The organism is Thermoactinomyces vulgaris, from assembly GCF_003688725.1.
Lineage (GTDB): Bacteria > Bacillota > Bacilli > Thermoactinomycetales > Thermoactinomycetaceae > Thermoactinomyces > Thermoactinomyces vulgaris.
On sequence record NZ_REFP01000012.1, the window covers coordinates 121,797 to 133,350 of the forward strand.

Below are 11,554 nucleotides of genomic sequence, written 5' to 3' on the forward strand. Positions count from 1 at the left end.
AATCGGCAAGTGTTTAATTTGTCATTTAATTATACATCACAAAAAAGACCTTGAAAAGCTCCGGTTCCTGTCTCATAGTTTGAACCGGATCCTCTCTTTTTAAACTTTCAAACCTTCTCCGCGGTCGTACCGGACTGCAAAAGGCGTTTCATGTTTCGTCAATTTTCCGGATTGGGAAAGACGTTCCAGTTCCTGCTTCAGCCGGTGCACATCCCAATTCAGCCCGCATTCCTGATTGACCCGGCTCAACACTTGCATCAGGTCGGTTTCAAACACCGGCAAAGATTCCGTCAGCGTATCCAGCAATTTTTGGTCTTGTTGTGCGGAAAACCGTTTCAGCTCGTCAAACGGATTGGCCAAATGGGGACTTTGGGTGTAGGCGGCACGAATCCGGATAAACACCGTCCGCCCAAAAGCGGCTGACGAAACAAAGGTGTCCCCCGAGCGCAAATAAGGAAGCCGCTTCCCTTCTTCCGGGGTCAAATCCGTTTCTTCCCGCAAAGTGGCAATATCCGTGGCCCGAACGGTCCGGAATACGAATTTGGTGTTCAGCTGGGCGGTAATGGTCTCATCCAGCAATGTCGGGCGTTGCGTTGCCAGGAACAAAAAGACACCGTATTTCCGCCCTTCCTGCGCGATTTCCTTTAAAATCGACTTCGCCGGGGAATCGAGCGATTTGGGGGCAAAATTGTGAGCTTCATCAGTCACGATGACAAATGGCGGAAAGAAATGCCCTTCCTCCCCGTTCATTCGCGCATCTTTATACTCACGGCGTTTCCGGTACAGCGTACCGGTGACATAAGTGGCAAAAACTTGCAGGATCCAGGCGTTCCCCTGGACGACCACCAGCTTTCCTTGCTCCAGTCCCTGTTCAATGGACCGGATATCCCGCTGGAACAATCCGGCTTTGTCCAGACGTTTCAGACGCCAGTCCACTCCTTTGACGGAAGAAGGCGGCAAAGAACCGTATTGCTGCAACAATTGCATCAATTCCTGAATCCGTTGGACATCCATCGGTGTCAAATCTTCTTTCTTTCTTAACTGTCTTTCCAAACCTTGTTTCCCTTCATCGAGGGCTTGCACCAAATTGCCGATGCGATCGCTGAACGTTTCAAAACTGTCCCGGGGCCGGTGCAACATCTGGATCACATTCACCATGGAATCGGAAAGCTGGCTTCCGGCGGCCCGCAACAGTTCCACCACATCCCGCGTTGACAAATCGGAAAAAGAAATCCCCACTTCTTTGCCGATTTGCACCGTTACAAAAAGATCCCGAAAATCCGGAGCCTGGTTCGATAATCCGGGAGCCGGGTCGGAAAAGTCCATTTCAAAGTGCGGATCAAACACAAGCGCGGGAATCCGGAGTTTCATCAATTCTTCCAACATCACCCGCAAGCCGAATGATTTTCCCGATCCGGATCCGCCAAAGATGCCGACATGCGGATACTGTTGCATCGATTGAATGTCAAAAATGAAGGGAACCCCTTCTTGTGGCCTCAACTCGCCGTGCTCCATCATCACAACCCGGTCTTTTAAATCATCAGAAATCGTCCCCGCCATGGATTCCGTTCCCCGGATTTCCCCCAACGTCATTCCTTCATCCGGGGACGTTTTGACAAGGAGATGGCGCACTTCTTCAAATGAAGGCAAACGGACGGGACACCCGGTCCGCACCGGATGCGGGGCTTCCTCATACAGACGCAGCTTCGCCAGATTGATTTCATCCGATTCAATGTCATAGCCGATTTGTTCCAATGTATCAATCACTTGCCCGTCCACCAACGATTTATCCAGCCCCATCGGAATCAGGCGGTTGTACGACATGGTTTCCACCACTTCTCCCTGCGGATGGTTCAATGCAGGGTCTTCAATGACCAGAATTTCGTTGATGCGGAACTTCCGCTCCCGGGAGACAACATAAACTTCCTGTTGAGTGGTGACACCTACCACTTGCATGATCGATCTCTCCTGTTCCATCGGATTCTAAATCATCCGTTCTTTTCTTTTGCTTTGCAACAGCCGGTAACGCAGTTCAGGATCAATGTACTGTTCCACCATGGTTTCCACCAACGGGTCGGTAACCCTCACCTGATTGTCCACAATGTCCAGCCAGTAAGGGATGCCCCGTCCCTGCTCCGGCGTCAAGCTGTAAACCAACCTTGCCAGGTTCCACCGGTCTTCCCACTGGGACTTCAATCCGTCCAGTCCAATCGGTTGCGGGCTTTTGGAAGTCCGAAAAGCCATTTTCCACATGCGGCTTCCCGACGGGCTCCACGCTTCCCATTCAAACGCTTCCCCTTCTTGCAGGACCCCGTACAACAAATCACGGTCGGTCAATGCCGGATACTCGGGAAAAAAGGCATGAACCAAGGTCCGAGTCTCAATTTCCTCTGAAACCCCAACCAGAAGCGAATTTTGGCTTTCCGCCATTTGCGCCACTTGTTCCCAGCTTTTTGCATCCGATATATAGAAGTGCAGCAAAGAACCGTCCAACATCACGACCCGTGGAGCCCAGTCTTCCATCGCCTCCATCGTGACCTGCATTTCGAGACGGGACAACAGATCTCCTCTTTTGCGGGCTTCGCTGGCCGCATTGCCCTCTTTGGTTTCATCTCCTTTTAAAAGCGGCGTATACACATCCGCTGCCCACTTTTCTTTCCCGTTGGTGGCTTTGGCCAATGCCTGGAAAACGGACAAGGTGCGGGTTTGCGAGCCTTTGGTGGAGTTTACCGAACCATCGACACCGACCAGAAACCGTTCTTGGAGAAAATCTTTGATCTCTTCGCCGCTCCATTTTTCAATGGAATAAAAAGCGCCTGCTTCTTTCAAACGTTTCCGTATGGCGGATTTATCGAGGGATTGCAAAGGAAAAGCTTGTTTCAATGAATCATTCAACCATTCCAATTTCCTCTTCAGTTCAACGGATACGGGTAACAATCCCACCCCTCCTTATATGGGTTGGCCGCCAATCTTCCGGCGGTTGCTGGTTATCGCCAAGCTGTCATTTTCTATCATCTATTTTTGTAGAAATCTTAGAAAACAACAAGACTTATCATAAATCGGCGCGATATTAACAAAATAAATATTTATAGATAGATGTTAAACTTTTTTCTATCTAAATATATTTTATCCTTAATATTATTAAGGAATTTTCTATAAAAATCCTCTAGTTATATTGACTGTTATGGGAATCGTTGGTATGATGAACTTAACGTCGATGTCGAAATTTGACGTCAATTCAAAGAGAAAAATTTCCCAAAACCAGATTTCGTTGAGAGGAGATTCGGAAAATGTTAAAATCTACGGGCATTGTACGTAAGGTAGACGAACTTGGCCGTGTTGTTATACCTATCGAATTACGTCGAACACTGGGAATTGGCGAAAAAGACGCCCTGGAAATTTATGTTGACGGTGAACGGATTGTTCTGAAAAAATATGAACCCGCTTGCATTTTCAGTGGCGAAGTGGAAGACACCGTTCGCTATAAAAATAAAGTTGTCAGCAAAAAATGTATCGAAGAGATGTATCAAATGATCCATGGTGAAAAAGTCTACGCAGACTAAGGAAAAATTTGTTATAAACAAAATCATTTCCTTCCCTCTCGACTCACGTGCTTTCCCGCTTGAAGGATAGAATTTCACTTTTTTGTTTCATTTTAGCAATCATCATCCGACCACATACATATAAAAAATACAGGGTTACGGAAATGATTTCTTTGTTGTTCCAAAAGTTTGCCAATTGCATGTCACAATTCATTTCGCATGAAACTCTTCTGCACGCTCAAGATAAAGCGAGGCTCATCAGTTGAACCTCGCTTTTTTTATGCCGGTTATTGCTTTTCCTCCGGTTTTTCCCCGGTTTCTTGCTGCTCTTCGGCTTGAATCCATTGTAAGATCCGGTCCTTCAATTGTTCGGATTTGGTTCCGAAAACGGCTTGGAAGTTCCCGGAACCTACTTTGATCACTCCGGAAGCCCCCAGTTTTTTCAATTGTTCCTCATCCAGTTTGTCTTCATCTTTCACCGTCATCCTTAACCGGGTGATACAAGCATCCAATTGGTCGATATTCTCTTTTCCACCGATGGCTGCCAAAACCTTCCTGGCCAATTCGTCTTCATCGGATCGGGCCTGTTTTTGTTTCTCCGCGCCGTCTTCCGTTTCATCTTCACGTCCCGGCGTTTTCAAATTCATCCAACGGATTAACAACCGGAACACCACATAATAAATCACCGCATAAATGATCCCGACCAATGCCAACAGCCACGGTTTGGTTGCCAGATGCATATTCAGGAAAAAGTCAATGCCCCCGGCTGAAAAGGAAAATCCGTGGCGGATTCCAAGCAGGTAAACCACTGCCATGGAAGTTCCGGTAAGAATGGCATGAATGACATAAAGAAAAGGTGCGACAAACATAAATGAGAACTCAATGGGTTCGGTGATTCCGGTGATCAATGCCGTCAGCGCCGCACTGATCAAAATCCCCGAAACCAGTTTGCGACGTTCCGGCTTTACTTCATGCAGCATGGCAAAACATGCCGCCGGCAGCGCAAACATCAAAATGGGATAAAATCCGGTCATAAAGATTCCGGCAGACGGATCTTGAGCAAAGAAACGGGGGATGTCCCCGGTAACCACATTGCCGGCTTCGGTCGTGTATTCACCAATGTTAAACCAGACCAATGTATTTAAAATATGATGCAGTCCGAAAGGAATCAGCAGACGGTTAAACACCCCGTACAAGAAAAGCCCGATGGCTCCTTGCCCGATAATCCAATTTCCGCCGGCATTGATCGCCTGTTGAACCGGCGGCCAAACCACCAGAAAGATGAGACCGACCAAAACCATGACCAAGGAAGTGACAATGGGGACAAAACGCTTGCCGCCAAAGAATTGCAGCCAGTCCGGCAGTTTTATATCGTGATAGCGATTGTACATATAAGCCGCAATGGCCCCGGCGATGATTCCGCCCAGCACTCCCGTGTTTAATTCCATCGATTCGGTGCTGCCGAGGGAAACTACTTTGCTCATCAGAAAATAGCCGACAACTGCCGCCAACGCGGATGCACCGGCATTCCCCGTCAGTCCGAGGGCCACCCCGATGGCAAACAACAGGGCGAGATTGTCAAAAATGGCACTGCCCCCGGCATTAAAGACTTCGCCGATAAAATACGGAACCGATCCTTCCGCAAAATATTCCTGGTTCGTTAATAACGCGCCGAAACCCATCAAAATCCCGGCGGCCGGAAGAACGGCGATCGGCAACATGAATGACTTCCCGATTCGCTGTAAAGCCCCGAGAAGCGCGCCTTTTTTCTTCAAACGATTCACCTCCAGAAATAAAAAACCGCTTCCTTTATCGTTTCAATTATACATGAAACGGACATGCTACTGGAATTCCTTTGCTTTTTTCTTTTTGTCTGCTCCATTCCAACCGGATTTATTCCACATCCGCCCCGTTTTTGTGATAAGCGTTGTACACTTCACGCTTGGGCAGGGAACGTTCCCGGGCCACTTGCTTCACCGCTTCTTTCTTTGTCCATCCCTGACTGATATATTTTTCGACATGTTCATGAATGGACCATGAATGCCATTCTTCTTCCGGCTCCGTATCTTCCGTCCGGGAAAGGTCCGCTCCTTCCACCACAATCGTAAATTCCCCCCGCGCTTTCTTCTCCTTGAAATAATCCAGCCCGTCACTCAATTTTCCCCTCAACCATTCTTCGTGTTTTTTGGTCAGTTCACGGCAAATGGCCACATTCCTGTTTCCCAGAACCTCCAGCAGATCTTTCAACATCTCCGGCAACCGGTGGGGGGCTTCATAAAAGATCAGGGTGGCCGGAATCAAGCGCCAGCTTTCCAACTCCTTCTTCCGTTCCTTTTTTCCCCTGGGCAAGAAGCCGATAAAAACAAACGGTTGTGTGGGAAGCCCCGAAGCCACCAGAGCGGAGACGGCCGCATTGGGGCCAGGGATCGGAACCACGGGAATCCCCCGGCTGGTGACCTTTTGGATGAGCGGTTCGCCGGGATCGGAAATGCCGGGCATCCCCGCATCGCTGACCAGCGCAATGTTTTTGCCATCCATCAACTTTTGGATAAGTTCCGGCTCTCTGGATTGCTTGTTATGCTCATGGTAACTGACCAGCGTTCCCCGGATCCCGAACGCGCTGAGCAACTTGCGGGTATGGCGTGTGTCTTCCGCCGCAATGATATCCACTTGCTCCAATATTTCGCGGGCCCTCGGACTGAAATCGTGTAAATTGCCAATCGGGGTCCCGACAACATAAAGCGTCCCTTCTTGTCCTTCATTCATGAAACTCTTTTGAATCTCCATCCATGACTCCCCTTTTTTTGATTAATTCCCACTTCTTTCGCCTGGACATTTTTTTGATTTCTCTTTCCCGTTTCAAAGCCCAAGATTTATCGCCCCCTCTTTCCACATATCGTAACCGGACGGGCAACCGCCCGCGTGTATATTTGGCACCTTTCCCCTGTTGATGGGATTTCATTCTTTGCTTTAAACGATTGGTGATTCCCGTATACAGGGTTCCGTCACTGCATTCCAGGATATAAACGACATAAGGTTTGGACATTTTCCCCTCTCCGCATAAAAAAACGCCGGGATCCCGGCGTCATTTTTCTTTCGATGATTTATTGAGAAAGGCAATGCAAAACAGGCAATCCCCTTCACCGCGCATACGACCGTAGTGAACATTGCAAATATGAAATCCTTCATCGTATAAATCAACCAGATGATGAACTCCTTGTCCAACGTCTTCTTCGTCTTGTTCCTTGTTTCCTGCCCGGGTTTGATCCCGGTTTGATGCAAGAACCCTTGCCTCTTCCTTTTCCTGTAACCGTTGATTTTCCATAACCAGCCGAGTGTTGTCCTCGATCAATTCCACAATCTGCTCTTTCAGACCGCCCAATTCGATATATAATTCACCGATTTGTTCTTCGACACGCGCGATCCGTTTAAAGATTTCTTCCTTGTCCAAGCCCCCCCACCTCGTTCAAGCACCAAAAACGGTTAAGATTTTTTCATCTATGATTTCATTCCGCTGGCCTGCGGAGATCCGCCGATGGTTACATCCTCAATGTCATATTCAACCATGGCGCCGGTATCCGCCAGTTCCACCAGAACCCGACGCTCCAACATGTTTATTGATATCACTTTACCCATTCCTTCTTTGGTGACGACCTGTTCGCCCAAATCGGGCAGGAGCTGTTTGGCCTCTGCATACACCTCATTTTCAAATTTGAGGCAACACATCAATCGGCCGCACAACCCGGATATTTTGGCCGGATTTAATGAAAGGTTTTGATCTTTGGCCATCTTGATCGAAACCGGTTCAAAGTCCCCCAAAAAGGAGGAGCAGCAGAGAACCCGGCCGCAAGGGCCCAGTCCCCCGAGCATCTTCGCTTCATCCCGGACTCCGATTTGGCGCAATTCGATGCGGGTTCGAAAAACGGCAGCCAAATCCCGCACCAATTCCCGGAAGTCCACCCGACCGTCTGCTGTAAAATAAAAAATGATTTTATTCCGGTCAAATGTATATTCGGCATCCACGAGCTTCATTTCCAACCCGTGATTGCGTATTTTCTCCAGACAGACTCCCATTGCTGATTTTGCTGCCTTTTGATTCTCCTCCACTTGCTTTTTGTCTTGTTCCGTGGCAATCCGGATCACCGGTTTCAGTGGCAAAACCACCTCGTCATCTTTTACATAGCGTATGCCGGAAACCACTTGTCCGTATTCAATTCCGCGAACTGTTTCCACAATCACGTAATTTCCGCGTTTCACCTCGAAATCGAGTGGATCAAAAAAATATATCTTACCCGCTTGTCGGAAGCGGACACCTATTACTCTTTGCATGCAGCAATCCCTCCAAAACAGCCAATACCCTGAAGACCAGTATGGCCAGAGGTTGCATATCGGCCAGTCATCCGCCGGTAAGGCAAGCGGCAAACATCACCTGTTTTGCAACAAGTTCGGAAAAAATCTATCTCAACGCGTTCGGAATCTTATGCAACCGTTTGGTTATCAGGTTCCAAAAGTTTTGCACAAACCAGTGCTCAGAACCTTTGATAACATTTTATCATCGATGATAAAAGTTGAGCAAATTCTATTTCAGATTAACGGAGAAACCATGAATTCAGATCCTCCACGATCTCCTGAAACACTCTGTCGCCGGACTGTTCCGCACGGATGGTGCAAAAGCGGGACGGCTCTTTAGAAGCAATTTGCCGGAACCCTTTGCGGACCCGTTCATGAAACATTTTCTCTTTCAACTCCATGCGATCCTTCTTCCCTCCGCGGCTTAACAGCCGTTTTCGGCCCACTTCCACCGGGATGTCGAGCAAATACGTACGGTCCGGCATCAATCCGTCCGTGGCCCATTGGTTCAGTTTTCTCACTTCCTCCACATCTTTTTCAGCCCCGTAACCTTGATAAGCCAAGCTTGAATCAATATAGCGGTCACAAAGCACCACCATTCCCTGATCCAAATGGGGGCGGATCACTTCATTGACAAGCTGGGCACGGGAAGAGGCATACAACAACACCTCGGTCTTCCATTTCATCTCGCTCCGGCCGGGATCGAGCAAAATTTCCCGCACACGATCCCCGATGATGGTCCCCCCGGGTTCCCGCACCACCAGGCAAGGAACCCGCCGCTTTTGCAAATATTGGTGAACCCGCTTGATTTGTGTTGTTTTTCCGGCTCCTTCCGGACCTTCAAAAGTAATAAACTTTCCTTTCATCGTTCTCCTCCATCCTGCGCTTGGCTCAACGTATTCAGGTTAGCACATTCACGGTGGGATTGAAATGTTGTGAAACCCCCCGCACTTGCCCGCCGCCTTTGAGAATGATTTCAATGGTTTCCTGCGCTTCCCGGGTCCATGTCTCTCCGGGCAGCACCACCGGGATTCCCGGCGGATAAGGAACCACCATCTCCACGGCGACCTTGCCCGCGGCTTCACTTAAGGGCACCGCCCGGAAAGACCGGCGGCGAAGTTCGCTCAGTGGCAGGCGGACTTTTTGCGTATCCGTTGCAAAAGCAAAGGAAACCTTGGCAGAGGAAGCAGGAATCCCTGCAAGAGATTGATCAATTTTTTTTAGAGCTTTCCACAGGATCTTTAAATCCTCCCGGGTGGTTCCCAGACCCAAAACCAACAATACGGACAACGGATCGGCCAATTCCGCATGAATGCCTTCCTGTTTCAGCCGATCGGCCAATTGGAATCCCGTTATTTTTCCATTGGCCGTCAAGGTGAATTTCAATGGATCATCCGCTTTTAGCTCAGACAAAGATTGAAGAGATTGGATATTTCCCCGGAAATATTCCAGATCGGTTAACAAACGGTCCAAGAGCCTTTCCCCTTCTGTCGCCATAAGACGGCGTGTCACATCCAAGGAGGCCATCAGTGGATAAGAAGGACTGCTTGATTCGATCACCCGCAGCCAGTGACGCACTTCGTCAGGGGAAACCCTTTGGCCTTGCAAGTGTAACATGGACGACATGGTCATGGAAGGCAACATCTTATGGGTGGACTGAACAGCAATATCCGCTCCCAAATCCATGGCAGACTGCGGCAGTGCTTTGTGAAATCCAAAGTGCGCCCCATGGGCTTCATCCACGATGAGCGGAACCCGATGCCGGTGGCAAACCTGCGCAATTTCCCGGACCGGTTGAACCCTGCCATAGTAGGACGGACTGGTCAGGACCACCGCTTTCACCGAATCATCTTCCTTTAAAATCCGTTCAATTTCCTGGGGGGAAACCGGCTTTTCCACTCCGCATTCATCAAAACCGGTCTTCAAATAAACAGGCTTGGCTCCTGCCAACATGCAGCCGTGAAACACAGATTGATGGCTGCTTCGCTGCACAATCACCGAACCCCCGGATGGACAACATGCCAAAATCGCAGCCAAGTTGCCGGCGGTCGTCCCCCCCACCAAAAAATAAGTCGTTGTTGCCCGAAAAGCTTCCGCCGCCAGCTGCTGGGCTTCTTTAATGACTCCCGTCGGCTGGTGTAAATCATCCAGCTGCCCCACTTCCGTCAAATCCATGGATAAAAGAGGATGAAACCATTCCAATGCTTCCCGGTCAAACATTTGCCCCTGTTTATGGCCCGGCACATGGAAATTGATCCACTTTCGTGCCACATGTTCTTTTAATGCATCAAATATTGGCGCTCTCGTCTGATCCAAATTTTTTCTCCCTCCGTTTACAAGAAAAAAGACTTGAACATTCAAGTCTCAACGGTTTTCGCTCTTTTTCTTTTTCTCTGCAACAAAATCTCCGTCCAATTGAACGATCCGTCCGGTGAAAAGGACATGGTTTTGAAAGAAACCGCTTTGGGTCTTGAAAAAACGGCATCCACCCAAACCACCGGCAATCGGTGCTTCCCTTGAGGACCAACGCGCCCTGATCCCTTTTTCGTTTCTGTTGCATCAGATCGTTGCTTTGCCCATTAGATCCAGTTTCATGACAACCGCCCCATGACCATGGAATCACCGGTTCATTTCAATTCATCGCCAAACCCACTTCGTCTTATTATACCAATAACAGACGGACTCCATAAGTTTTTGGCAGCCATCTTTTAAGTTTGGCAACCATCTTTTCCGGCGTTTTTTCGCCCCTTCGTCTTTGTCTTTTTCCTGCCGATGATTCAACGATCTTTGTATCATTCATCCACAGAAAAAAGGTGATCCATCCCGCCTTCCGGTAGGGATTCCTTCCACCGGAACCGATCCCCAACCGGATGAAATCTTATCTGTGCAATTCTTTTTCTGCGTCCTGATGGATTAAAAAGCGCATTCTCCAAACCAGATATGTATACAAAATATGATTGGAATCGGATTCAATAATTTCTTTTTCACAATCATCACAAAGAAAACGATTTAATATATTGATGCCACGTTCCCTTTTTTGCCGGCAAACAATGCACTCCTTTTTCTCATGCATGCAAATCCCCTGCCTCTTTCCTTCTTTGCCATTATTTTCGCCACATTCGCCAATATTTAAACAGTTATGCAAAAAGAACCGGCCAAGCGCCGCGATGATTCCCCGCTTCGCATTTCCTTTCTTCTATTACTATCAAAGCTTCCCCGAAAAAATGTGTATTTGCTAATTTAACCCGTGAAAAAAGAACTTATGCACGATCCCAATACACATCGGATGAAATTCCTGATTGACCATAAAAGACATCATCATCTGAAAGACGTGACATCAAAAACGTGAAGTCATCTTTCTTATTTTTTCTTTCATCCCGGGGCCACCTGACCAAAGAAACCCTATTCGGATCCAATATCAGTCTGCAGTAAAGATCCACAAAATCAAATGGAATCCAAATAATTTGCGAAGCAAAAAACTTGCCACATAAAGCAAAAACCCTCTTAAGCAAATTGCTTAAGAGGGTTCAGGATGTTTGATTGCCTGGCAACGACCTACTCTCCCAGGGGTCATCCCCAAGTACCATCGGCGCTGGAGGGCTTAACTTCCGTGTTCGGGATGGGAACGGGTGGATCCCCTCCGCTATGGTCACCAGACAAAG

At 48.3% G+C, this 11,554-nt stretch carries 11 protein-coding genes, 1 rRNA gene and 1 other annotated feature (1 of these 13 running past the window's edge); of the genes, 1 reads left to right on the top strand and 11 read right to left on the bottom strand.

The genetic code is table 11. The features are described 5' to 3' along the window. Nucleotides 1-7, bottom strand: a binding site (T-box leader) (it extends 233 nt beyond the left edge of the window). A 92-nt stretch (nt 8-99) separates the two neighbouring features. Both ATH33_RS12070 and ATH33_RS12075 read right to left on the bottom strand, forming a co-directional pair. Next, nucleotides 100-1,956 (bottom strand): ATP-binding protein, encoded by a 1,857-nt coding sequence (locus ATH33_RS12070; RefSeq protein ID WP_049720798.1) that lies wholly within the window; start codon nt 1,954-1,956, stop codon nt 100-102. A gap of 27 nt (nt 1,957-1,983) precedes the next feature. Next, on the bottom strand, nt 1,984-2,937 hold the full coding sequence (locus ATH33_RS12075; RefSeq protein WP_037997939.1) for a DNA double-strand break repair nuclease NurA: 954 nt from the start codon (nt 2,935-2,937) through the stop codon (nt 1,984-1,986). Between the two features lie 353 nt (nt 2,938-3,290). Between ATH33_RS12075 and ATH33_RS12080 the strand changes: the two genes are divergently transcribed. Continuing rightward, nucleotides 3,291-3,563, top strand: a complete 273-nt coding sequence (locus ATH33_RS12080; RefSeq protein ID WP_037997937.1) for an AbrB/MazE/SpoVT family DNA-binding domain-containing protein — start codon at nt 3,291-3,293, stop codon at nt 3,561-3,563. Nucleotides 3,564-3,829: 266 nt separating this feature from the next. On the opposite strand, the gene ptsG is transcribed toward ATH33_RS12080, so the two are convergent. From ptsG to rrf, 9 genes are all read right to left on the bottom strand, one after another. After that, a complete protein-coding gene (gene ptsG / locus ATH33_RS12085; RefSeq protein WP_255347210.1) occupies nt 3,830-5,317 on the bottom strand; it encodes a glucose-specific PTS transporter subunit IIBC in 1,488 nt (495 codons plus the stop codon). A 118-nt stretch (nt 5,318-5,435) separates the two neighbouring features. Next, the gene (gene rsmI, locus ATH33_RS12090; protein ID WP_037997935.1) at nt 5,436-6,329 is read right to left on the bottom strand and encodes a 16S rRNA (cytidine(1402)-2'-O)-methyltransferase; all 894 of its coding nucleotides are present in this window, start codon (nt 6,327-6,329) and stop codon (nt 5,436-5,438) included. Beyond that, nucleotides 6,301-6,588, bottom strand: coding sequence for a GIY-YIG nuclease family protein (locus ATH33_RS12095; RefSeq protein ID WP_037998027.1), 288 nt, complete (start codon nt 6,586-6,588; stop codon nt 6,301-6,303). The genes rsmI and ATH33_RS12095 overlap by 29 nt, the downstream gene beginning before the upstream one ends. 39 nt (nt 6,589-6,627) lie before the next feature. Beyond that, nucleotides 6,628-6,993, bottom strand: a complete 366-nt coding sequence (locus ATH33_RS12100; protein ID WP_037997932.1) for an initiation-control protein YabA — start codon at nt 6,991-6,993, stop codon at nt 6,628-6,630. Nucleotides 6,994-7,040: 47 nt separating this feature from the next. Next, a complete protein-coding gene (locus ATH33_RS12105) occupies nt 7,041-7,871 on the bottom strand; it encodes a PSP1 domain-containing protein (RefSeq protein WP_037997929.1) in 831 nt (276 codons plus the stop codon). 260 nt (nt 7,872-8,131) lie between these two features. Further along, the gene (gene tmk, locus ATH33_RS12110; protein ID WP_121874457.1) at nt 8,132-8,758 is read right to left on the bottom strand and encodes a dTMP kinase; all 627 of its coding nucleotides are present in this window, start codon (nt 8,756-8,758) and stop codon (nt 8,132-8,134) included. A 34-nt stretch (nt 8,759-8,792) separates the two neighbouring features. Next, nucleotides 8,793-10,208: an aminotransferase class I/II-fold pyridoxal phosphate-dependent enzyme gene (locus ATH33_RS12115; RefSeq protein ID WP_170151264.1), complete on the bottom strand. Its 1,416-nt coding sequence runs from the start codon at nt 10,206-10,208 to the stop codon at nt 8,793-8,795. A 562-nt stretch (nt 10,209-10,770) separates the two neighbouring features. Next, entirely contained in the window at nt 10,771-10,965 is a 195-nt protein-coding gene (locus ATH33_RS13980) for a sigma factor G inhibitor Gin (RefSeq protein WP_052186886.1), read from the bottom strand. A gap of 469 nt (nt 10,966-11,434) precedes the next feature. Continuing rightward, nucleotides 11,435-11,549: ribosomal RNA gene (rrf, locus tag ATH33_RS12130) — 5S ribosomal RNA — on the bottom strand. Nucleotides 11,550-11,554: the final 5 nt, after the last annotated feature.